Source organism: Kitasatospora sp. NPDC059408 (assembly GCF_042751525.1).
GTDB lineage: Bacteria > Actinomycetota > Actinomycetes > Streptomycetales > Streptomycetaceae > Kitasatospora.
The window spans coordinates 137,486-160,505 of record NZ_JBHYWI010000005.1; the positions used below are offsets into that span (position 1 = coordinate 137,486).

Genomic DNA, 23,020 nt, shown 5'->3' on the forward strand with positions numbered 1-23,020 from the left:
CGGGATCAGTTCCCCGGCCCGGCCCCCGTGCCGCCGTTGTTCGTCCCGCCCGTCGGCTGGGTGGTGGGCGTCGTCGTCGGGCCGGTCGTCGGCTGCGTGGTCGGCGTCGGCCGGGTGGTGGGCCTGGTCGTCGGCGGCGACGTGGGGTTCGTGGTCGGCTGCGTCGTGGGCGGCGCGGTCGGCACGGTGTTCCCGCCGGAGTTCGAGCCGTCGGAGCCGTTCGCTCCGCCGTTCTGGGACCCGTTCGACCCGCCGTTCTGCGAGCCGTTCGAGCCGCTGCTCGGCTGGCTGCTCGCGCCGCCGTTCGGGTTGCCGGTGGCGCTGCCCGTCGACGGGGTGCCGGACGGCGTGGCGGGGGAGGTCGGCGCGTCGGTCGCGCCGGAGTCGCCGCCGTCCGACGGGTCCGGGAAGTCGCCCACGGGCTGGCCCTTGAGCGCGGCCTTCATGTAGCTGGTCCAGATCTGCGCCGGGTACTGGCCGCCGGCCGCGCCGTCGATGCCGCCGACGCCGCTCAGGCTCACCTGCGCCCCGGTGCCCGGGTCCTGGCCGAACAGCGCGACCGAGGTGACGAGCTCGGGGGTGTAGCCGACGAACCACACCGACTTCTGGTCGTCCGTGGTGCCGGTCTTGCCGGCGGCCGGCCGGCCCAGCGCCTTCGCCCGGAAGCCGGTGCCGCCCGGGTCGCTCACGACGCCCTGGAGCATCGAGGTGACCTGGTTCGCGGTGTCCGCGCTGATCGCCTGGGTGGTCTTGTGCGCGGGCAGCTGGACGGCCTCGCCCTCGCGGTCCACCGACTGCACGAGCCACGGCGTGATCTGCTTGCCGCCGTTGTCGAGCGTGGCGTACACGCCGGCCATGTCGAGCACGCTCGGGGTGGCCGCGCCCAGCGGGATGGACGGGACCGGGTCGAGGCCCGGGGTGCTGCCGGGCAGGCCCAGCGCGACCGCGGTGTCCTTGACCTTCTGCAGCCCGGTGTCCTGGGCGAGCTGGGCGAACACCGAGTTCACCGACTTGTCGATGGCCTGCTGGAGCGAGATCTGGCCGTAGCTGACGTCGCCCTCGTTCGGCGGCGCGTACGGGGTGCCCTTGCCGCCGCGGACCTTGCGGCCGCTGGTGCCGTCGTAGACGGTGCGCGGGGTGACGGTCCGGCCGTCCTGGGTCTTGGCGTTGTTCTCGAACGCGGCCGCGAGGGCGATCGCCTTGAAGGTCGAGCCGGCCTGGTAGTCGCGCCGGGTCGCGTTGTCGACGTAGTGCTTGATGTAGTCGACGCCGCCGTACAGGGCGACGACCGCGCCGGTCTTCGGGTCCACCGAGGCGGCGCCGGCCTGGGCGGCCGCGTCCTTCTTGCGCTTGTCCGGGTTCAGGGTGTCGTGCAGCTGCGCCTGGACGGCGTCCTGCAGGGCCTGCTGGCGGGTCGGGTCGATGCTCAGCTTGATCGTGTAGCCGCCCTTGGCCAGCTCGTTGTCGCTGATGATCCCGCTGGAGGTGAGGTACTGGGTGGCCGCGTCGACCAGGTAGCCGGACTGGCCGGACAGGCCGGGGTTGGGCTGCGGGTCCTTGACGTCCGGGAACGGGGTCTTGGCCCGCTCGTCGGCGGACAGCCAGCCCTCCTTGACCATGCCGTCCATGACGTAGTTCCAGCGGTTGACCGCGTTCTGCTTGCCCAGCGGGGTCGTGTTGGCCACGTCGTAGGCGCTGGGCGCGTTGAGCAGGGTGGCCAGGTAGGCGCCCTGGGCGGCGTTGAGCGCGGAGGCGTCGATGCCGAAGTACGCCTGCGCGGCGGCCTGGATGCCGTAGGCGCCGCGGCCGTAGTAGGAGGTGTTCAGGTAGCCGGAGAGGATCTCGTCCTTGCTCTCGGTGGCGTCCACCTTGATGGCGATGAAGAGCTCCTTCACCTTGCGGGTGACGGACTGCTTCTGGTTCAGGTACGTGTTCTTCACGTACTGCTGGGTGATCGTGGAGCCGCCCTGGGTGCCCTCGCCCTTGGCGGTGTTGATCGCGGCGCGGGCCAGGCCCTGCACGTTGATCGCGCCCTCGTGGTAGAAGTTGCGGTCCTCGGCGGCCAGCGCGGCGTGCTGGGCGGCGGGGGAGACCTTGTCCAGGCCGACGTTCTGCCGGTTGCGCTCGCCGGTGCGGGTGATCACCGAGCCGTCGGCGTAGAGCCAGGTGTTGCTCTGGGCGGTGGCCGCGGCGTGCGCGTCCGGGACCTTCACGAGCGCGATGCCGAGCGCGAAGAGGCCGACACCGAGGAGGATCGAGGCGGCGAGGCCGAGCAGCGTCATCCGCCAGGTCGGTATCAGCCGGCGCCAGCCGGTGCGCTTGGGGCGGCGCTTCTTGCCGCCCTGGGGATCTCTGGACAAGGCGCGGCCTTTCCTGCGGGCGGACCGGGCCAGCCTGCACAGACGGGGACAACGGTGGTCGGGGGACCTTTGTCCCGATTCCGGTTTACCGCCCAGGACGAACGGGATGGGTCGATCGGCTCCTCCGGAGCGGCAATCGAGACCGACATCACATCCAAAACGCACGCAAAACGGACGCCATGGGCAAAAAAGTTGGGGAGCCCCTCGCTGATGCGAGGGACTCCCCACTGTCTGTGCGCCGCCAGGGACTCGAACCCCGGACCCGCTGATTAAGAGTCAGCTGCTCTAACCAACTGAGCTAGCGGCGCCTGCTGACCTGGAAAACAATACACGGTTCCGAGGGGTGCCTCGAACCGCGTCCGGCCGCACCGGACCGGCGGTGCCCGTTTCCTCCCGGTTGGGGCGGAGTTTTGGCGCGGTTAGGGTGGAAACGTGCCCAGCCCCACCGGACGTCCGCGCGCCCGCGGAGCCGTCGCCGTCCTGCTGCTGATCAGCGCGGTGGCGTACACCGCCTGGGTGCTGGAGGTCGTCCTGAGCACCGGGCTCGACCCGGTCCAGGCGTACATCAGCGAACTCGCCGCCGCGGACCAGCCACTGGGCGGGCTCTTCCGGGCCACCGACCTGGTTGCCGGTCTGGCCGTCCTCGCGGCGGCCGGCACCGCGCTCGTCGGCACCGCGCAGGTCGGCACCGCCCGCCGAACCGGCGCCGAGCCCGTCGGTACCGCTCACCGAACCGGCACCGCCCGCCGAACCGGCGCCCCGCAGCCCCGCCACCGCTGGGCACTGGCGGGCTGGTCGGCCCTGGCCCTGTTCGGCGCGGCGACCGCCGCCGACTCCCGGCTGCCGCTCAGCTGCACCCCCACGAGCGACGAGGAGTGCGCCGCCCGCGAGACGGCCGGGCTCGTGCCCGCCACCCACACCGCGCACGCCGTCACCAGCAGCCTCGCCATGATCGGCGCGCTCGCCGGGCTCGTCGCGCTCACCGTGGCCGCGCGCCGCTACGGATGGTGGCCCCCGGTGCGCCGGTACGGGCCCTGGCTGCTCGGCGCCGAACTGCTCGCGACCACCTGGAGCCTCGCCGCGATCGGCGCCTTCCAGGCCGGACGCGGCACCTGGGCGCTGGGGGCCGGCCAACGGCTCCAGGTGCTGCTGGTCGCGCTCTGGCTGGGCGTCCTCGCGTGGAGCCTGTTCCGCGAGGAGGCCGACGACCGGCGGGCGCACGACCGGCGGGCGCACGACCGGGCCGCGCCCACCCGGGACCGGGCGGGCCGGGAGCCGGTATGACGGCGGCCGGCCCCGCGCCCGTCCGAGCGGCGTTCCTGCGCATCGACGGCGTGCCGCTGCACGTCCGCACCGAGGGCGAGGGCCCGGTCTGCGTGCTCACCGGCGGTCTCGGCAGCAGCTGGTTCGACTGGGACCTCGTCGTCCCGTTCCTCGCCCCCTACCGCACCGTCGTCCGCTTCGACCGGCCCGGCTACGGCCTGAGCGCCCCCGAACCCGCCACCGGCCGGCCCGCCCCGACGGCGGCCGGCGAGGCCGGGCGCATCCGGGCGGTGCTGGACGCCCTCGGGCTGCGCGAGCCGTGCACGCTCGCCGGGCACTCGCTGGCCGGCTTCCACGTCGAGGCCTTCGCCCGGCTGCACCCCGAGCGGGCGGCCGGGCTGGTCCTCGTCGACGGCAGTGTCGAACCGGCGCCCCGGCCGCTGCCCGCCCCCGGGCTGCGCGACCTCGCCGTGCGGGGCGCCGCCGGCGCCGCCACCGCCCTCGCCGTGCCGTACCTGTTCGGCCCGGCCGCCCGGCGGCTGGCCGCCCGGCTCACCACCGTCCGCCGCGAGGACCTGGCCCCGCCGGACCTCGTCCGGCACTGCTACCGCACCGGCCGCGCGCTGCGCGCGCTGCTCCGGGAGAACGCCCGCTACGTCGACGTCGCCGCCGAGCTCGACGGGCTGCGCCGCACCCGGGCCCTGCCCGAGGGCCTGCCGGTCACCGTGCTCGCCGCCGACGACGGACTGCGCTCCCGGCGGACGGAGGCCTGGCTCGCCGAGCAGCGGGAGCTCGCCGCCCTGCTCGGCGCGGACTTCCGCACCACGGCCCCGGCCGGGCACCTGGTGATGTTCGACCGTCCGGACGCGGTGGCCTCGGCGATCCTCGACACGCACTGACTCGCGGACGGCCCGCGGACGGCCGGCGGCAGGAGCCGCAAACGCCGGAAGGCCCCTCGCTCTCGCGAAAGGCCTTCCGGCTGTCTGTGCGCCGCCAGGGACTCGAACCCCGGACCCGCTGATTAAGAGTCAGCTGCTCTAACCAACTGAGCTAGCGGCGCTTGCTGACGCGGAAGACATTACACGGGACCGGGGCGATCCGCCGAATCGTATTCGGCCGATCACGCTACGTGAGATTTTCGTGCGGGCCTTCAGGTGGCCTCCGGGAAGTGGCAGGCCGCCTGGTGCCCGTCCCCCGCGAGCGGGGGCTTCTCCTCCTCGCAGCGGGTCCGCGCCCCGGGCTCCGTGAGGCGGGCGTAGACCGGGCAGCGGGTGCGGAAGGGGCAGCCGGAGTGCCGCTGGGTGGGGGAGGGCGGATCGCCCGCGAGGAGGATCCGGTCCCGGGCGCGTTCGGCGGCCGGGTCGGGCAGCGGGACGGCGGAGAGCAGCGCGCGGGTGTACGGGTGGCGGGGGCGGTCGAAGACGGCGGCGACGTCGCCCTGCTCGACCGTCCGTCCGAGGTACATCACGCTGACCCGGTCGGCGAGGTGCCGGATGACCGAGAGGTCGTGCGAGACGAACAGGTAGGACAGGCCCAGTTCGGCCTTGAGCGACTGCAGCAGGTTGAGGATCCCGGCCTGGATGGAGACGTCGAGCGCGGAGACCGGCTCGTCCAGGACGAGCAGCCTGGGGCGGACGGCCAGGGCGCGCGCGATGGAGATCCGCTGGCGCTGCCCGCCGGAGAACTGGTGCGGGTAGCGGCCGGCGTGCTCCGGTTCGAGGCCGACCTGGCGCAGCAGTTCGGGCACCCGCCCGGCGATCTCGTCGCGGGCGGCGCGCTGGGCGCGCAGGGGCTCGGCGATGATGTCGCCGACCGGCATCCGGGGGTCGAGGCTGGCCATCGGGTCCTGGAAGACGATCTGCAGCTGCGACCGGAGCCGGTGGGCCTCGGCGCGGGTGAGCCGGGACGTGTCCTGTCCGAGGAGCTCGATGCGGCCGGTCTCGGGGGCGGCGAGGTCGAGCAGCTCGAAGAGCGTCGTGGACTTGCCGGAGCCGGATTCGCCGACCAGGCCGAGGGTCTCGCCCTCGCGGAGGTCGAGGTCGACGCCGTCCACGGCGTAGACCTCGCCGACGCGGCGCTTGAACACCGTGCCCTTGAGGAGCGGAAACGTTTTTCCGAGCCCGCTGACCGCCAGTACCTGCGGCCGGGTGTCGCGCGCCCCGGTCACGGCGGGGGCGGGCACCTCCGGCACGGGGTAAACGTCGGCCGGCGCGGGCCGCTGCTCGGCCAGCTCCGCAGAGCGCACGCACGCCGCCAGGTGGCCGTCCCCGCCGAGCAGTTCCGGCTCGGCCGTCGAGCAGCGCGGTTCGGCGAGCGGGCAGCGCGCGGCGAACGGGCAGCCGGGCGGCAGGTCGGCCAGTGGCGCCGGGCTGCCGGGGATCGGGACGAGCGGCCCGCCGCGGCCGTCGAGCCGGGGCACCGCGCCGATCAGGCCGAGCGTGTACGGGTGGCGCGGGGCCGCGAACAGCTCGTCCACGCCGGCCGTTTCGACCACCCGGCCCGCGTACATCACCGCGACCCGGTCGGCCGTCCCGGCGATCACCCCGAGGTCGTGGCTGACCAGCACCAGCGCGGCGCCGGTCTCCCGCTGGGCGGTGCGCAGGACGTCGAGCACCTGGGCCTGGATGGTGACGTCCAGGGCGGTGGTGGGCTCGTCGGCGAGCAGGATGTCGGGGTCGTTGGCGACGGCCATGGCGATCATCGCGCGCTGGCGCATGCCGCCGGAGAACTCGTGCGGGAAGCTGTCGAGCGCGCGGTCGGGGGCCGGGATGCCGACGAGGTCGAGGAGTTCGGCGGCGCGGCGGCGGGCGGCGGCCTTGTCGGTCTTCTGGTGGACGCGGATCGCCTCGGCGATCTGGTCGCCGATCCGGTAGACCGGGGTGAAGGCGGAGAGCGGGTCCTGGAAGACCATCGCGACCCGCCGGCCGCGGATCGAGGCGAGCTCCCGGCCGGGCAGCCCGACCAGCTCCCGCCCGTCCAACCGCACCGAGCCCCGGACCCGGGCGGTGCCGGGCAGCAGCCCGAGGACGGACAGCGCGGTGACGGACTTCCCGGAGCCGGACTCGCCGACGATGCCGAGGGTTTCGCCGCGCCGCAGGGTGAGGTCCACCCCGCGCACGGCCGGGACCGGGCCCTGCGGGCCCGCGAAGTCGACGCGCAGGTCGCGGACGGCGAGCAGGGGGGTTTCGAGGGTGGTGCCGGGGGTGCTGGTCACGGCGGTGGTCACGGCTTCTTCCTACGGGCGCGGCGGCGGGGCGCGCCCGCGGCGGTGGGGTCGAGGGCGTCGCGCAGCCCGTCGCCGATGAGGTTGACGGCGAGGACGAACAGCACCAGCAGCGCGGCGGGGAAGTAGAAGAGCCAGGGGAACACCGGCGCTTCGCTGGTGCCGGCCGCGAGCAGGGTGCCGAGCGAGACGTCCGGCGGCTTGACGCCGAAGCCGAAGTAGGAGAGCGCGGTCTCGCTCATGACGGCGCCGCCGACGGCGATGGTGGCGTCGATGATGAGGAAGGACGCGACGTTCGGCAGGACGTGCCGCAGGATGATCCGCAGCGGCCGGACGCCCATGAAGCGTGCGGCGCGGACGAATTCGCGCTCGCGCAGCGAGAGCGTCATGGACCGGACCACCCGGGCGGTGATCATCCAGTTGAACAGGGCGAGCAGCAGGACGAAGGCGATCCAGCCGGTGCTCTTCAGCCGGGGCGAGACGATCGTGATGATCAGGAAGCTGGGGAAGACCAGCAGCAGGTCCACGACGAACATCAGGCAGCGGTCGGCCCAGCCGCCGAAGTAGCCGGCGCACGCGCCGACCAGCGACGCGAGCACGGTGGAGAAGAGCGCCACCAGCAGACCGATGACCAGCGACTTCTGCAGGCCGCGGACGGACTGCGCGAAGACGTCCTGCCCGATCCCGTTGGTGCCGAACCAGTGCTGGGCTGAGGGCGGTTGGTGCAGGGCGCCGAAGTCGGGCGCGGCGTAGTCCCACTGCGTCAGGTACGGCCCGCCGAAGGCGAGTGCGAACAGCAGCAGGACGAGGACGGCCCCGGCGAGCGCTCCGCGGGCGGCGAGCAGCCGGGCGAGGACGAGCCGGGCGCGGCCGGTGCCGCGGGGCGTGGGGGCCGGGGCGGCGGGTCCGGCCGGTTCTGCGGCGACGGTGGTCATCTGGGTCACCTCCGGTCAGGACCGCACGCGCGGGTCGAGGGCGGCGTGCAGGGTGTCGGCGAGGAAGCCGGAGGCGAGGACCACGAGGGCGGTGAACAGGTTGACCGCGACGACGGAGTTGACGTCCTGTTCGTTGATCGCCTGGATCAGCCACTCGCCCATGCCGTGCCAGCCGAAGATCGTCTCGGTGAACACCGCGCCGGTGAAGATGCCGAGGAAGCTGTAGGCGAACATCGTCGACATCGGGATCACGGCGGTGCGCAGCCCGTGCTTGAGCAGGGCCCGGCCGCGGGTGAGGCCCTTGGCCTCGGCGGTGCGCAGGTAGTCCGAGCCGAGCACGTCGAGCATGATGCCGCGCTGGTAGCGGCTGTAGGTGGCGAGGCCGTACAGCGCGAGCGACATGGTCGGCAGCAGGAGGTGGAGCGCCCAGTCGGAGAGGTGGGCGCCGAGGCCGCCGGCGAGCCCGGGGGTCTCGTAGCCGGTGAACGGGACGACCTCGTGGCCGGCCGCGTCCTTGGCGGCGATGGCGCCGTTCTTCAGGAAGAGGGCGACCAGGAAGACCGGGGTGGAGAGGAGGACGAAGGAGAGCAGGGTCAGCAGCCGGTCGGATATCCGGTACTGCCGCACGGCGCTCCAGGCGCCGACCGCGACGCCGAGCACCATGCCGAGCAGGCTGCCGATCAGCAGCAGCCGCAGCGAGACCCAGATCCGCCGGCCGAAGTCGTCCGTCACCGGGGTGTCGTGGATGGTCCGGCCGAGGTCGCCGTGGACCAGGCCGTCGGCCCAGTGGCCGAAGCGCACGACCACCGGGGTGCGGTCGTTCAGGTTGAGGGCGGTGAGCTGGTGCTCGACCGATTCGGCGGACGGACGGGGGACCTTGGCCTCGAAGTAGGTGCGCGGCTGGAGGGCGGCCGCGGATATCGCGTAGGCCAGGAACACGGCGGCGACGAGCAGGACGGCGTAGTAGCTCAGCCGCTTCGCGAGGTAGCGGAGCATCAGCGGCCGCCCTGGGTGGGGGTGGGGCCGACGCGTCTGGTGGGCATCGGGTGGTGGCCTTCGGTCGGTGGCCCGGGTGCGGGCCGTGTCACGGGCTGTCGGGAAGCAGCAGGTCAGAGTGTTCCAGCGGCGTACGGCCGCCGTGTTGCACGCGTGTTGCCGCGTGTGACTTTTGGATCAGACGTGAACTCCTGCCTCTGGTCGTGGAACTGAACGGCTGTTACGTTCTGCTGGCTCGGTGCCGACTTGGCTGCCCACACTCAAGCCCCGCCACACCTCGCGCGGCACATCTCCTGTCCCGAATTCCCGACGAACCCTCCAGGGGGACCCCCATGGACGCTGCCACCACGGCCCGCCGCTTCGGCCGGGCCACCGCCCTCGCGATAGCCGTCGCCCTGGCGGTGACCGCGTGCACCTCGGGCGGTGGGGGCTCCGCCGACAACGTGGCCAAGAGCGAGCCGCCGAGCCAGGGCTCCAACGACATCAACCCCAAGTCGCCGGACCAGCTGAAGGACGGCGGGGAGGTGCGCTTCCCGCTGTACCAGTGGATCACCCAGTGGAACCCGTTCCAGGTGGACGGCCGCTACGGCGACGCCGTCGACATCATGCGGGCCCTGGAGCCGTCCCTCTTCTCCACGGACGCGGAGGGCACCTTCCACGCGAACCCGGACTACCTGGTGGACGCCAAGGTCACCTCGGCCTCGCCGCAGGTGATCACCTACAAGCTCAACCCGAAGGCCAAGTGGTCGGACGGCAAGGCACTGAGCTACCTGGACTTCAAGGCCGACTGGGAGGCCAGCAACGGCAAGAAGGACGGCTACAACATCGCCGACTCCTCCGGCTACGAGCTGATCTCCGGCGTCGAGCAGGGCGCCGACCCGTCCGAGGTCAAGGTCACCTTCTCGACGCCGTACGCGGACTGGCAGAACCTCTTCCGGCCGCTGATCCCGGCCGCCGGGATCGCCACCGCCGACGACTTCAACAAGGCCTGGATCGAGAAGATCCCGATCACCGCCGGCGCGCTGAAGCTCGGCGTCGCCGACAAGACGGCCCAGACGATCAGCCTCGTCCCGGACCCGGCGTGGTGGGGCGCCAAGCCCAAGCTGGACAAGGTCACCTTCCGGGTGATGTCCCAGGCGGCGACCACCCAGTCGTTCCTCAACAACGAGATCGACTTCGCGACGGCCGGCACCGCGACCGCCTACGGCCAGCTCAAGGACAACAAGGACACGGTGATCCGCACCTCCAGCCCGTGGGACGAGGTGCACATCTCCTTCGGCGGGGGCGGCGCGCTGACCGACCAGAAGGTGCGTCAGGCGCTCGGCAAGGCGCTCGACCGCGACTCGCTGATCAAGATCGCCAACAATGGCGTGCCGGTGCAGTTCAAGCCGCTCGGCAACCACATCTTCATGCCCAACCAGGCCGGCTACCAGGACAACTCGGGCGAGTGGGCGAAGTTCGACCTGCCCGCCGCGAAGAAGCTGCTGGACGACGCCGGCTGGAAGGAGGCGGGCAGCGGTCAGCCGCGCACCAAGGACGGCCAGTCGCTCGAACTGCACTTCGTGTTCAACGACTCCAGCCCGCAGGCCCAGATCGACCTGTACACCGCGGCCGCGGCGATGTGGCTGCAGGCCGGGGTGAAGGTCGACCTGGACAAGGTGGCGAAGAACGACTTCTTCACCAAGTACATCAACGTGGGCAAGTTCGACCTCGCCAGCTGGCGCAACACCGACTCGTTCCCGCTCTCCCAGAGCCTGACCAACTTCCGCCTGCCGGAGGGGGACAACGTCTTCGGCAACTACTCGAAGCTCGGCACCCCCGAGATCGACGCGCTGCTGAAGAAGGCGGCCGGGACGGTCGACCCGGTGGAGGCCGCGAAGTACTACAACCAGGCGGACGCCAAGATCTGGGAGCTCGGCCACACCGTCGAGCTGTACCAGCGGCCCGAGGTGGTTGCGGTGCGCAAGGGCCTGGCCAACTACGGCGCGTTCGGCCTGGCCTCGACCGACTACACCAAGATCGGCTGGGAGAAGTAGCCGCTGCCCCCGACGCGGCGGTCGCCGCGGGCACGGCGGCGGGACAGGCGCTGGCGAGCAGCGCGGTGATCACGAGGCCGGTGGTGCGGACACGGGTGGGACGGCCTTGCCGCCCCCGCTGTCCTGCCACCGGCCTTGACCTTCCGCGTTGCCCGCAGGCCGCCCGTGTCGTGGGGCCCCGCAGGGCCCGCGCTCGCTTTCCAACCGGGGACGAATGTAGCGGGCGGTCCGGCGGCTCGGGCGGTACGGCGCGGGCGCGCCCGGAAACCCGTCGCGCTGTCACCCGGTTCGCGCACCGTGCCGTCAACTGGGGCTGACGGCAAGGGGAAAGGAACGAAGGAAAAGGGACGGAAGGGGCGGGTCCGGCGTCCGCCGGTCCGCGCCGGTGCGTGCGCCGGGCCCGCCCCGCTGCCAGGATGCGCGGGACAGCCCAGCCGTCCGTCCCCGTCCCGGAGCAGCGCGATGACCAGCGATTCCGCCGCAGTGCCCCACCCGCACCCCGCCGACCCGCCCCCGGTGCGCCGGATGGTCCCGCGCGACCGGAACGAGCGGCACCGGGTCGCCACGCCGCTGGAGCTGTTCTTCGACCTCTGCTTCGTCGTCGCGGTCGGCCAGGCCGGGCGCGAGCTCGCCCACTCCCTCGCCGCCGGGCACTACGGCGAGGGCCTGCGGGGCTTCGTGCTCGCGTTCTTCGCGATCTGGTGGGCCTGGATGAACTTCACCTGGTTCGCCTCCGCGTACGACTGCGACGACGTGCCGTACCGGGTCACCACGCTGGTGCAGATCGCCGGGGTGCTGATCCTCGCGGCCGGCGTGCCGAGGCTCTTCGAGGCGCAGGACATGGTCCTGTCGGTGACCGGCTACGTGGTGATGCGCCTGGCGATGGTCACCCAGTGGCTGCGCGCCGCCGCCAGCGAGGAGGGCCCGGCGCGCGGGGTGGCCCTGCGGTACGCGCTGGGGATCACGCTGTGCCAGGTCGGGTGGGTGGTGGTGCTGCTCCTGCCGCACGGCGCCCGGCCGTTCGTCATCCCGATCGGGGTGCTGGCCGAGCTGGCCGTGCCGGTCTGGGCCGAGCTGCGGATGCAGACCACCTGGCACCCGCACCACATCGCCGAGCGGTACGGGCTGTTCACCCTGATCGTGCTCGGCGAGACGGTCGCGGCGGCGACGGTCGCGGTGCAGTCGGGGGTGGACGAGCACGAGGGGCTGGGGCGGCTGGTGCCGGTGGCGATCGGCGGGCTGCTGATCTGCTTCTCGGCCTGGTGGATCTACTTCGCCCGCCCGGTGCACGAGCACCTGCGCTCCAATCGGCAGGCGTTCGCGTGGGGCTACGGCCACTACGTGGTGTTCGCGGCCGCGGCGGCGATCGGCACCGGGCTGGAGGTCGCGGTGGAGTCGGCCGTGCACAAGGCGGAGATCTCCGCGACGGCGGCCACCGGGACGGTCACCGTGCCGACCGCCGTCTACCTGTTCACCGTCTGGCTGCTGCACTCGCGGCACACCAAGACCGGTGCCGCGCAGGCGCTGGCGCCCACCGGCGCGGTGCTGGTGCTGGCCTGCACGGCGCTCGGCGGCTCCGGGGTCCTGGCGGCCGGCCTGGTGTGCGCGGCGATGGTGGCTGTCGGGGTCGCGATGCACGCCAGGGAGGCGTGAGCGGCCTCCGGGCGCAGCCCGAGCAGCATCGGCTCGTGCCGGGCGAGCCAGGCCAGGTAGGCCGGGTTGACCTTGGCGAGGTCCAGGTAGGCGGCCCGCAGTTCGCCGTACAGCGCCTCCAGGGCGGTCGGGGCGAGCGCGCGCGGCCGCCAGGTGAGCAGCAGGCGGACGGCGAGCGGATCGCCGTGGACCGGGCGCACGACCGTCCCGGGGCCGGGCAGGGACGTCGGCTGGCAGGGGCGGACGGCCTCGCCGGAGGCGACCAGGTCGGCGGCGGTGGTGTTGTCCCGGACCTGCACCACCCGGGGGTTGAGGCCGGCCTCGCTGAACACCCGGCGCATCGCCGCGTACTCGTGGTCGGCGGTCGGGTCCACCATCCAGGTGTCCTCGGCGAGGTCGGCGAGGTGGACGACCGGGCGGGCGGCGGCCGGGTGGCCGGCGGCGAGCGCGACGAACTGCGGCTCGCGGGCCATCAGGACCCGGTGCTCGGCGTCCGGGGGCACGCGCAGCGGGAAGCCCTCGCTCTCGTACACGAAGGCGACGTCGAGCTGGTCGGCGGCGACCATCCGCAGCAGGGCGCTGGCGGAGATGTCCACGTGGATGGTGGTGTCGGTGTCCGGCAGCCGCTCGTGGACGCGGCGCAGCCAGGCCGCCACCGCCCGGCTGCCGACGCTGCCGATCCGCAGCCGCCGCCGGCTGCCGGGGCCGGCCGACTCCCGGGCCTCCTGGCGCGCGGCGGCGACCAGCGCCGCCATCTCGGTGATCACCGGCCGGGCCCGGGACAGCACGGAGTGGCCGAGCGCGGTGGGCCGGCTGCCGGTCTGCTCGCGGGTGAACAGGGTGCCGCCGATGGCCCGTTCGATCCGGTGCAGCTGGGTGGTGAGGGAGGGCTGGGTCATGCCGAGCCGGAGCGCCGCCTTGCGGAGGCTGCCGGTGTCGGCTATCGCGCACAGCACCCGGAGGTGTCTCACGTCGAGCTCCACGTCGGGAGCATAGACGCCGACGACCCTTGTCGCCAAGGACATGACACGAATCAACACGGCGGAGGCCCACCGGTATTGACCGGCGTTATCGCCGGTTGACATCATCCGCGACGGCCGTGCCCGGGGGGAATCTGGGGCAGCGATTCCAGCCCCCGGCCGGCAGGCCCGGGGCACCCCCACATTCCGCCCGCCGCCGCCGGCCCCCAACCGGCACCGGTGGCCGGGCGTTTCGCGATCCGGAGCCCCCACATGTCTCGATCCGTCATGTCCCGATCCGTGCTGTCCGCCGCCCTCGGCGTCGCGCTCGCCGCGGGTCTCTCCGCCCTGCCCGGGACGGCCGTCGCCGCACCCGCCGCACCGGCCGCGAGCGTCGCGGGCTACACGCCCGCGGCCGGCTCGGCGTACGCCGGTTCGGCCGCCGAAGCCGCCGACAACCAGGCGTTCTTCCAGGCCGTCATGGCCTCCGCCAAGGCCAAGCAGGCCGCCAACCCGTGGCTGCTGACCGTCACCGTCACCTACGACACCGGCAACGCACCGTCCTTCACCAGCCAGATATCCCAGGCCGCGCAGATCTGGAACGGGTCGGTGCGCAACGTCCAGCTCCAGGAGAGCGGCGGTCAGGGCGACTTCTCCTACTACGAGGGCAACGACTCGCGCGGCTCGTACGCCAGCACCGACGGCCACGGCCACGGGTATGTCTTCCTCGACTACCAGCAGAACCAGCAGTACAACTCCCTGCGCGTCACCGCGCACGAGACCGGGCACGTGCTCGGCCTGCCCGACCACTACTCGGGGCCGTGCAGCGAGCTGATGTCCGGCGGCGGACCCGGCCCGTCCTGCACCAACCCCTACCCGGACGGCAACGAGCGCGGCCAGGTCGACGAGCTGTGGGCCAACGGCGTGCAGTAGCCGGGGCCCGATCGGGGTGCGGCGGGCCGTCCGGCCGGAATCGGGCGGCCCGCCGCTCGGTTGCTTCCCCGGGACGGAGCCTAATCGCCCGGGTGGCGGAATGCCAGGGGTGAGAAAGGGTCAAGTCAAGCCAAAGCAGATTCAAAGGCCGGGAAAACCAGGGGTATTGGACAGGGCTATCGCGGGTTGACATCATCCGCCCCGCCGCCGCGCTGCCCGAAGCTCGGTGGACATCACCCGTTCACCAGGTGCCCCCCACGGCCGGCCCCCACCGGCCACGCACCGCAGGAATCGGAGCCCCCACATGTCTCGATCCGTCATGCCTCGATCAGTGCTGTCCGCCGCCCTCGGCCTGGCACTCGCCGCGGGTCTCGCCGCCCTGCCTGCGACGGCCGTCGCCGCACCCGCCGCCCGGGCGGCCTCCGGTTACACCGCCTCCGCGTCCGCCGGCTCGGCGTACGCCGGTTCGGCCGCCGAGGCGGCCGACAACCAGGCGTTCTTCCAGGCCGTCATGGCCTCCGCCAAGGCCAAGCAGGCCGCCAACCCGAACCTCGCGACCGTCGTCGTCACCTACGACGCCAGCAGCGCCCCGTCGTTCCGCACCCAGATATCCCAGGCCGCGCAGATCTGGAACGGCTCGGTGGGCAACGTCCAGCTGCGCGCCGGCTCGGCCGCCGACTTCCGCTACTACGAGGGCAACGACTCGCGCGGCTCGTACGCCAGCACCGACGGCCACGGGCGCGGGTACGTCTTCCTCGACTACCAGCAGAACCGGCAGTACAACTCGCTGCGGGTGACGGCCCACGAGACCGGGCACGTGCTCGGCCTGCCCGACCACTACTCGGGGCCGTGCAGCGAGCTGATGTCCGGCGGCGGGCCCGGCACGTCCTGCACCAACCCCTACCCGAACGGCACCGAGCGCAGCCGGGTCAACTCCCTCTGGGCGCGCGGCTGACCGACCCCCCGGAACCGCCCGGCCGCCGTGGGCCGCGGCCGGGCACCCCCGGTTCTGTCGGTGGCGCGTGCGAGCATGCGGGCGAGACCCCGTCCGCCCGACCCCGCGAGGTGCCGCCCCCGTGCCGAACGCCGCCCCCAACGTGCCCGACTTCCCCGACCGCCTCGCCGACCTGCGCTTCGCCGACCTGCTCCGCCCGCACACCGGGCCGCTGCGCGCCGACGAGCGCTACGACACCGTGCACTTCGACGGCGGCGAGTACACCGACCAGGCGGCTGCCGGGGCGACGTTCCTGGAGTGCGCGCTCACCGGCGTCGCCTTCAGCGGCGTCAAGCTGCGCCAGGCCCGCTTCACCGACGTGTGGGTGCAGTCCGGCCGCTGGGTGGCCTGCGACCTGAGCGACGGCGAGTGGCAGGACAGCGCCTTCGTCGGCGGCGTGCTGGCCGGGATCGCCGCGCACGGCTCGGCCGTGCGCCGGGTGGTGTTCCGTGGCTGCAAGCTGGAGGCGGTCAACCTGCGGGCGGCCGTCCTGCGGGACGTCGTCTTCGAGGACTGCCTGCTGCGCGACGTGGACTTCGCCGACGCGAAGCTCACCCAGGTGTCGTTCCCCGGTTCGACGCTGGAGGAGGTTCACCTGCGCGGGGCCGCGCTGACCAGGACGGACCTGCGCGGCGCCGCCCGCCTCGGCCTCCCGGACGGCCACCTGGGGCTGCGCGGCGCGATCATCAACTCGCACCAACTCCTGGAGCTGGCGCCGCAGTTCGCCCACGCCCTGGGCATCACCGTCCAGGACCGCTGAGGCCCGCCGGCCGGTCCCCCTCCCCTTCGCATCCTCGGAGTTTCCGTCCCCCGTTCAGCCGGTGGTCGCTCGATGACGGCCGGACGAACAGTCCACCAACCCTCCCGCCCGCATCTGGTGGGCCGGTTCGGCGCCGGTGGAGACTGCTCCGCGATCGATGAGCCCCGACTTGTGCACACAACATCGGTAGTGAAGGGACGGGCTGGGCTGATGGCCGAGCTGAGTCGTAGGAAGTTCGTGACGCTGTCCGGAGCCGCCGCCGCGGGCCTGGCCATGACCGGCGCCGGGGGCGCGGGGGCGGCCCCGACCGCCGCGGGCGCGGCGCCCGCCGCCGTGAACACCGCGGCGCTGTCGCAGACCGGCACCATCGCGGACGTGCAGCACGTGGTGATCCTCATGCAGGAGAACCGCAGCTTCGACCACTACTTCGGCATGATGAAGGGCGTGCGCGGTTTCGCCGACCGCAGCGCGATCCAGATCGCCGGCGGCTACAGCGTGTTCAACCAGCCGAACGGCACCGGCCGCCAGTACCCCTGGCAGTTCAGCCTCACCAAGCCGGCCGGCGGCGCCGACCCCGAGCGCCTCGCCCAGTGCAACGGCGACCTCGCCCACGGCTGGAGCGACCAGCACAAGGCCTGGAACAACGGCAGGATGGACTCCTGGGTCGCGGCCAAGGGCAACGTCCGCACCCTCGGCTTCCTCACCCGCCAGGACATCCCGTTCCACTACGCGCTGGCCGAGAACTGGACCATCTGCGACGCGTACCACTGCTCGGTGCTCAGCGCGACCGGCCCCAACCGCACCTACCACTGGTCCGGCCAGATCGACCCGGCCGGCACCGCGGGCGGCCCCGCCTACGACGGCGGTGACGAGAAGGGCCTGCGGTGGCAGACCTACGCCGAGGCCCTGGAGGCCGCCGGCGTGAGCTGGAAGGTCTACCAGAACGCCGCCGACAACTACGGTGACAACGCCCTCGCCTACTTCAGCCAGTTCGCGGGCGCCCCGGCCGGCAGCGCCCTGGCCGTCAAGGGCATGGCGTCCGTGCCCGCCGTCACCGGCAGCACCCCGGACGACATCGTCGCCGCGATCAAGGCCGACGTGCTGGCCGGCACCCTCCCGCAGGTCTCCTGGATCGTCCCCGACCAGGCCTCCTCCGAGCACCCGTACGCCACCCCGGCCGACGGCGCGCACTTCGTCCACAACGTGATCGACGCGCTCAACGCCGACCCGAACGTCTTCGACTCCAGCGTCCTGTTCATCAACTACGACGAGAACGACGGCTTCTTCGACCACGTCCCGCCGCCGGCCGCCCCGGCCGGCACCCCGGGCGAGTTCTACAGCGGCACCAACATCGGCCTCGGCTTCCGCGTCCCGATGATCGCGGTCTCGCCCTGGACCCGCGGCGGCTGGGTCAACTCGGAGACCTTCGACCACACCTCGGTGCTGCGCTTCCTGGAGACCTGGACGGCCGCCATCGGCGCGCCCGCCACCTGCCCGAACATCAGCGACTGGCGCCGGCGCGTGTGCGGCGACCTGACCAGCGCGTTCGACTTCGCCAACCCGGTCTACGGCCTTCCGGCGCTGCCCGACACCTCGCAGACCATCGGCCTCGCCGCCTGCGGCCCGCTTTCCAACCCGGCGCCGGTCAACAACCAGCTGCCCGTCCAGGAGTCCGGCACCCGCCCGGCCCGCGCGCTGCCCTACCAGCCCAACGCCAACCTGGACCACCTGGAGTTCGGCTCCGGCGGGGTCATGAAGGTCTGGATCAGGATGGCCAACGGGGGCACCGCCACCAAGTCGGCCCACTTCTCGGCCTACGCCAACGCCTACCGCAGCGGCGGCCCGTGGCAGTACACCGTCGACCCGGGCGGCAGCACCAGCGACTTCTTCAACTGCGGCACCGGCTTCGGCAACGGCCCGTACGACCTCACGGTGGTCGGCCCCAACCGCTTCCTGCGCCGCTTCAAGGGCGACGTCACCAAGGCGGGCAAGAACGCCGCCGTCACCGCCTCGTACGCGGTCGAGCCGGGCACCGGCAAGCTGGCCCTCTACTTCGCGCTGGCCAACACCGGCAGCACCGCGCTCACCTTCACCATCGCGTCGAACAACTACCGCACCGACGGCCCCTGGACGTACCGGGTGCCGGCCGGCGGCAGCACCAGCGACTACTTCAACGCGGTGGCCTACAACAACGGCTGGTACGACTTCACCGTCACGGTGGACGCCGACAGCAGCTGGTCGCAGCGGTTCACCGGCCACCTGGAGACCGGCGCCCCCAGCGTCAGCGGCTGACCGCCCCGCCCGAGGGGCCCCGGGGGAACCACGGATCGTGGACCTCCCGGGGCCCCTCCGGCGTCAGCAGGGTGAGCGTGAGCGGCGCCGCCGCGTACTCGGCCAGCAGCACCGAGCCGTGCCGGGTCTCCAGCTCGGCCTGCACGGGCACGCGCAGCTTGCTCAGTGCGCGCCGCAGCTGCAGCGCGTCCCGCCGGCTGACCGGCTGCGGGGCGCGCAGCACCAGCCGCAGCGGGCTGAGCGGTCCGCTCACCGGCACGCCGGTGCCCAGCTCGTAGCCGACGGCGCCGATCGGGCCCCAGGCCAGCCGGTGGTCCGCCGCCAGCTCGCCGACCGCCGGCAGCAGGGCGAGCCCCGGGACCTGCGCGACCCGGCCCGGCGCCAGCAGGGCCCGCCGGGCCGGGAGCTGCTCGGGACGGAAGGTGCGGGCCACCGCCGCCCAGGGCGCGAGCGCGTGCAGCAGCCGGCCGCGGTGCGGGCCGCGCACCGTCACCGGGATCCAGTGCTCGGGCGCCGTGACGTCCCCGGTGCAGCGCACCGGGTGCGGGGTGTCCACCGGGGAGCCGACCACGGCGGGCGCCCTGGCGACCGTCACCCACGGGTGCGCGCGGAGCACCGCCCGCGCCCAGCCCGGGAGTTCGCCGCCGCCGAGCGGGCGCAGCGAACCGGGGCACTGCATGAGCAGCAGGTCGTGCGGGCCGGGCAGCCGCCCGTCCAGCGCGGCGAGCGGCCCGACCAGGCGGCGCGGGCCGCCGTGCTGTTCGTCGATGGCGTTCCTCACACCCCCACCGTCCGCCCGGCCGGGACCGGCCCGCTACGGCCCTTCGATGCGTTCGACCGGGACCAAAGACTCAACGCACGCCGCGTCGAGGCCCGACGTGCGCCCGTCCGGTCGTGGTGTGAGAGTGGGGGACAGCCCGGTATCCGTCCGGAGGAGGAGTCATGGGCATCTTGGACAGGATCTTCCACAGGGGGCACGAGGCCGCCGGGCCGGACGCCACCGAACGGGCCGCGCTCGCCCACGACGAGGCGGCCGACGCGTACAGCGACGACATCGAGCGGACGCGTGAGATGCGCGAGTCGCAGCGGCAGCAGGTCCAGGACCAGGCCGAGGCCGACCGGCGGGCCGCCGAGAACATGACGGCCGAGGGCGACCCCTGGGACTGATCCCGCCGTTCGCGCCCGCCGTTCGCGCGGAACGGACCTAGCCCCTCGGCGGCAGCGGCGGGCGCCGCAGGTCCGGCCGGGGGGTGTCGTCCGGCGGGGGCGCGGCGGCGGGGGCGTCCTCCAGCAGCTCCAGCGCCAGTTGGACGGCCGTGTGCAGTTCCGGGTGCCGCCCGCCGGCCCAGTCGCGCGGGCCCCGCAGCACGTGGACGTCGGGTTCGACGCCGTGGTTCTCCACGGACCAGCCGAGTCCGCCGGTGAACCAGGACGCGTTCTTCGGCACCGAGATCTGGGTGCCGTCGCCGAGGGTGTGCCGCCCGGTCATCCCGACCACCCCGCCCCAGGTGCGGGTGCCCACCACCGGTCCGAGGCCGAGCAGTTCGATCGCCGCGATGATCACGTCGCCGTCCGAACTGGTGGCCTCGTCGGCGAGGGCGACCACCGGCCCGCGCGGGGCGTTGCGCGGCCAGCGGACGGGCTGGCGGTCGCGGGTGAAGTCCCAGGCGAGGACGCGTCGGGTGAGCTTCTCCAGGACGAGTTCGGAGACGTTGCCGCCGGCGTTGCCGCGGACGTCGAGGACGAGGGCGGGCTTGTCGAGCTCGCGGCGCAGGTCGCGGTTGAACTGCGCCCAGCCGGAGCCGCCGAGGTCGGGGATGTGCAGGTAGCCGCACCGCCCGTCGCTGAACTCCCGTACCAGGGCGCGGCGTTTGACCACCCAGTCCTGGTAGCGCAGCGGCCGTTCGTCGGTCAGCGGGGTCACCGTGATCCGCCGCACGGGGGAGCCGGGGTCGCTGCGCAGGCCGATCTCGACGGTGGTGCCACCGGTGCCGGCGAGCAGCGGGAGCGGGCCGCGCACCGGGTCGACCGGGCGCCCGCCGATCTCCAGCAGTTCGTCGCCGTCGCGCACGCCCTGGGCGGCGAGCGGGGCGCGGGCGCGCGGGTCGGAGGACTCGCCGGGCAGCACCCGGTCGACCAGCCAGCGGCCGTCGGGGGAGCGGTGGGCGTTGGCGCCGAGCAGGCCGAGCGGCTGCTGGGCGAGCGAGGGGCCCTCGCCGCGGCGGGACGGGGTGACGTAGGCGTGCGAGGTGCCGAGTTCGCCGAGGAGTTCGCGCAGCAGGTCGGCGAAGTCGTCCGGCCCGGCGATCCGGTCGAGCAGCGGCTCGTACTGGGCGACCAGGGCGGGCCAGTCGAGGCCGGACATCCGGTCGTCCCAGAACTGGTCCCGGACGATCCGGGCGGCCTCGTGGTAGGCCTGGCGCCACTCGGCGGCGGGGTGCACGGTGTGGTTGATCCGGCGCAGGTCCACCGGGGTGCCGGCGGAGGGGGCGCCGACCGGGACGATCCGCAGGGTCCCGGCCGAGTAGACCGCGATCGAGCCGCCGTCGCCGGACACCGCGTACCCGTCGAGCTTGTCGACCAGGGTGGAGCGGGTGCCGCGGGCGAGGTCGAAGTGCTCCAGCGAGGGGCGGCCGGAGGTGTCGTCCGGGCTGGTGAAGGTCTGTCCGAGGGTGCCGGAGATCGGCCAGCGCAGCCAGACCAGGCCGCCGCGGACGGCGTCGGTGGCCGAGTACTTGGAGGCGATCACCGGGAACTGCAGCAGCCGCTCGCCGATGCCCTGCGGGTCGACCCGGACGGTGCCGTCGCCGCCGCCGTCCCCGCGCGGGCCGCCGTCCTCGGCCGGTGCGGCGAACGGGGACGGGGTGTCGGCGGTGAGCGGGACGAGGTAGGGGCGGCAGCCGAGCGGGAAGGAGAGGTCGCCGGTGTGGACGTCGTGGACGGGGTCGAAGCCGCGCCAGGACAGGAAGGCCAGGTAGCGGCCGTCCCGGGTGAACACCGGCTGCTCGTCCTCGAACCTCCCGTCGGTGACGTCGGTGATCGGGGCGGGCGCGTCGGCGCGGGTGAGCCGGATGCGGCGCAGCGAGCGCCCGGCGGCGGGCTGGGACCAGGCGATCCAGTGCGAGTCGGGGGAGAACCGGGCGCTGGAGACGGGCCCGTGGGCGGAGGCGGCGACCTCGCGGACCTCGCCGTCGGCGGCGGTGACGAGCAGCAGCCGCCCGTCCGAGGTGGCGGCGGCCAGCCGGGTGCCGTCGGGGGAGGCGGTGAGCTCCAGGACGCGGCCGAGCCGTCCGGCGGCGAGCACCCGGTGGCGGTGCCGCTCCCCGCTGGTGTGTTCGAGGGGGCCGTCGTGTCCGGGCAGCGGCATCACCTCGACGGCGTCCGCGCCCTCGGCGTCGGTGATCCAGGCGGCCTCGCCGGTGTGCCCGAGCATGACCGGCAGCCGGGTGCGCACCCCCGGGGTGTCGGCGAGCGCGCGGGCCGGGCCGTCCTTGTGGGTGAGCCAGTACTGGCTGCCGCGCACCGTGATCACCCCGGTCCGGCCGGTCTGGTCGCAGGCGAGGTCCTTGACCTGGCTCGCGGCACCGACCTGGTAGGGGCGGCGCCCGGCCCGCGCGCCGCCGAGCGGGACGTGCAGCCGGTGCGGCGCGGGGGCGTCCAGGCCGTCCAGCAGCCAGAGGTCGCCCGCGTGCTGGTAGACGATCCGGGTGCCGTCGGTGGCGGCCTCGCGGGCGTAGTAGGAGGCGTGGTCGGTGTGGCGGCGCAGGTCGGAGCCGTCGGGCCGGCAGGAGTAGACGTTGCCGATGCCCTCGTGGTCGGAGAGGAAGGCGATCCGGTCGTCGGGGGGCTCGCCGACGGTCATCGGTGAGGCGAGGTGGCCGCGGTGGCCGGGGAGCACCTGCTCGCCGTCCACCCAGAGCCGGCCGGTGGCGCCGCCGCGGTAGCGCTTCCACGCGGCGGGCTCGTGCGGGGCGGCGCCGGTGAGCAGGACGGTGCGGTCACGGCTCATCTGGGCGTCGCCGACCGGGCCCCAGGGCATCCGGCGGCCGGGGGAGCCGTCCGGGGGCAGCGCGTGCGCCCAGGTGTAGTGGCCGAAGGGCTCGTGGAAGGAGGTGACGGCGAGCACCTCGCCGTCCGGCAGCCAGCCGCGCACCCGGGTGTCCTGGCTGCCCCAGTGGCTGAGCCGCTGCGCCTCGCCGCCGGCGGTGGGGGCGGTCCACACCTCGGGGGTGAGGCCGAGCCAGCTGGTCCAGGCGAGGGTGGCGCCGTCGGGGGAGAAGCGGGGGTGGCTGACCCGGGTGCGGTCGCAGGTGACCCGCCAGGCCCGGTCGGTGGTGGTGGCGCCGCCGGTGAGCCGGGCGATCCAGACGTCGTCCTCCGCGGTGAAGGCGAGCAGGTCCCCGTGCAGGTGGGGGTAGCGGAGGTAGCCGGGCGAGGTCACCCCTCCATCCTTCGACGGGGTGTCACGCCCGGCAACCGGGGCGGGCCGCGGGGGGGCGGGCCCCGACCGGTCTGGACCATTGACACCGCCCCGCCGCATCCACTTCAGTGGTCTAGTCCAACTTGGGTGCCAGGCCGGGCCGTTCCCCCCACTGGCGCGTGCTCCGGCGTGCCCT

General features: G+C 73.5%; 15 protein-coding genes, 2 tRNA genes and 1 pseudogene. 9 read left to right on the plus strand and 9 right to left on the minus strand.

Annotated elements, in window-relative coordinates; all coding sequences use genetic code 11:
• Nucleotides 1–5 precede the first annotated feature (5 nt).
• Together ACFXDE_RS06220 and ACFXDE_RS06225 are read right to left on the minus strand one after the other, a co-directional pair.
• Complete coding sequence (locus ACFXDE_RS06220; protein ID WP_380435203.1) at nucleotides 6–2,360, minus strand: transglycosylase domain-containing protein; 2,355 nt, start codon at nucleotides 2,358–2,360, stop codon at nucleotides 6–8.
• 234 nt (nucleotides 2,361–2,594) lie between these two features.
• Nucleotides 2,595–2,668, minus strand: a tRNA-Lys gene (locus ACFXDE_RS06225).
• 124 nt (nucleotides 2,669–2,792) lie between these two features.
• On the opposite strand from ACFXDE_RS06225, the gene ACFXDE_RS06230 reads away from it, so the two are divergent.
• Nucleotides 2,793–3,644, plus strand: a complete 852-nt coding sequence (locus tag ACFXDE_RS06230; RefSeq protein ID WP_380491376.1) for a DUF998 domain-containing protein — start codon at nucleotides 2,793–2,795, stop codon at nucleotides 3,642–3,644.
• Nucleotides 3,641–4,522, plus strand: coding sequence for an alpha/beta fold hydrolase (locus tag ACFXDE_RS06235; protein ID WP_380491378.1), 882 nt, complete (start codon nucleotides 3,641–3,643; stop codon nucleotides 4,520–4,522). The genes ACFXDE_RS06230 and ACFXDE_RS06235 overlap by 4 nt, the downstream gene beginning before the upstream one ends.
• Before the next feature lie 87 nt (nucleotides 4,523–4,609).
• Here ACFXDE_RS06235 and ACFXDE_RS06240 read toward each other — a convergent pair.
• The 4 genes from ACFXDE_RS06240 to ACFXDE_RS06255 form a co-directional block, all read right to left on the minus strand.
• Nucleotides 4,610–4,683, minus strand: a tRNA-Lys gene (locus ACFXDE_RS06240).
• A gap of 90 nt (nucleotides 4,684–4,773) precedes the next feature.
• Complete coding sequence (locus tag ACFXDE_RS06245; protein ID WP_380491380.1) at nucleotides 4,774–6,849, minus strand: dipeptide ABC transporter ATP-binding protein; 2,076 nt, start codon at nucleotides 6,847–6,849, stop codon at nucleotides 4,774–4,776.
• Nucleotides 6,846–7,781 (minus strand): ABC transporter permease, encoded by a 936-nt coding sequence (locus ACFXDE_RS06250; RefSeq protein WP_380491382.1) that lies wholly within the window; start codon nucleotides 7,779–7,781, stop codon nucleotides 6,846–6,848. Before ACFXDE_RS06250 ends, ACFXDE_RS06245 begins: the two co-directional genes overlap by 4 nt.
• 15 nt (nucleotides 7,782–7,796) lie before the next feature.
• Nucleotides 7,797–8,777 carry an ABC transporter permease gene (locus tag ACFXDE_RS06255; RefSeq protein ID WP_380435208.1) on the minus strand — a complete coding sequence of 327 codons (981 nt, stop codon included), beginning with the start codon at nucleotides 8,775–8,777 and terminating at the stop codon, nucleotides 7,797–7,799.
• A gap of 332 nt (nucleotides 8,778–9,109) precedes the next feature.
• Between ACFXDE_RS06255 and ACFXDE_RS06260 the strand changes: the two genes are divergently transcribed.
• Together ACFXDE_RS06260 and ACFXDE_RS06265 are read left to right on the plus strand one after the other, a co-directional pair.
• Nucleotides 9,110–10,813: an ABC transporter family substrate-binding protein gene (locus ACFXDE_RS06260; protein WP_380491384.1), complete on the plus strand. Its 1,704-nt coding sequence runs from the start codon at nucleotides 9,110–9,112 to the stop codon at nucleotides 10,811–10,813.
• Between the two features lie 462 nt (nucleotides 10,814–11,275).
• Entirely contained in the window at nucleotides 11,276–12,466 is a 1,191-nt protein-coding gene (locus tag ACFXDE_RS06265; RefSeq protein WP_380491386.1) for a low temperature requirement protein A, read from the plus strand.
• A gap of 104 nt (nucleotides 12,467–12,570) precedes the next feature.
• On the opposite strand, the pseudogene ACFXDE_RS06270 reads toward ACFXDE_RS06265, so the two are convergent.
• A pseudogene (locus tag ACFXDE_RS06270) lies at nucleotides 12,571–13,554 on the minus strand (LysR family transcriptional regulator); the annotation flags it as partial.
• 159 nt (nucleotides 13,555–13,713) lie between these two features.
• Here ACFXDE_RS06270 and snpA (ACFXDE_RS06275) point away from each other — a divergent pair.
• From snpA (ACFXDE_RS06275) to ACFXDE_RS06290, 4 genes are all read left to right on the plus strand, one after another.
• Nucleotides 13,714–14,358 carry a snapalysin gene (gene snpA / locus ACFXDE_RS06275; protein WP_380491388.1) on the plus strand — a complete coding sequence of 215 codons (645 nt, stop codon included), beginning with the start codon at nucleotides 13,714–13,716 and terminating at the stop codon, nucleotides 14,356–14,358.
• A gap of 319 nt (nucleotides 14,359–14,677) precedes the next feature.
• Nucleotides 14,678–15,313, plus strand: a complete 636-nt coding sequence (gene snpA / locus ACFXDE_RS06280; protein ID WP_380491390.1) for a snapalysin — start codon at nucleotides 14,678–14,680, stop codon at nucleotides 15,311–15,313.
• Nucleotides 15,314–15,434: 121 nt separating this feature from the next.
• Entirely contained in the window at nucleotides 15,435–16,112 is a 678-nt protein-coding gene (locus tag ACFXDE_RS06285; RefSeq protein WP_380491392.1) for a pentapeptide repeat-containing protein, read from the plus strand.
• Between the two features lie 210 nt (nucleotides 16,113–16,322).
• Entirely contained in the window at nucleotides 16,323–18,404 is a 2,082-nt protein-coding gene (locus ACFXDE_RS06290) for a phosphocholine-specific phospholipase C (protein ID WP_380491393.1), read from the plus strand.
• Here the strand turns inward: ACFXDE_RS06290 and ACFXDE_RS06295 are convergent.
• A complete protein-coding gene (locus tag ACFXDE_RS06295; RefSeq protein ID WP_380491395.1) occupies nucleotides 18,394–19,185 on the minus strand; it encodes a phosphoribosyl-dephospho-CoA transferase MdcG domain-containing protein in 792 nt (263 codons plus the stop codon). The genes ACFXDE_RS06290 and ACFXDE_RS06295 overlap by 11 nt on opposite strands.
• Nucleotides 19,186–19,346: 161 nt before the next feature.
• Between ACFXDE_RS06295 and ACFXDE_RS06300 the strand changes: the two genes are divergently transcribed.
• Nucleotides 19,347–19,571 (plus strand): hypothetical protein, encoded by a 225-nt coding sequence (locus ACFXDE_RS06300; protein WP_380435216.1) that lies wholly within the window; start codon nucleotides 19,347–19,349, stop codon nucleotides 19,569–19,571.
• Between the two features lie 37 nt (nucleotides 19,572–19,608).
• Here ACFXDE_RS06300 and ACFXDE_RS06305 read toward each other — a convergent pair whose 3' ends face one another.
• On the minus strand, nucleotides 19,609–22,944 hold the full coding sequence (locus ACFXDE_RS06305) for a S41 family peptidase (protein ID WP_380491398.1): 3,336 nt from the start codon (nucleotides 22,942–22,944) through the stop codon (nucleotides 19,609–19,611).
• Between the last annotated feature and the right edge of the window lie 76 nt (nucleotides 22,945–23,020).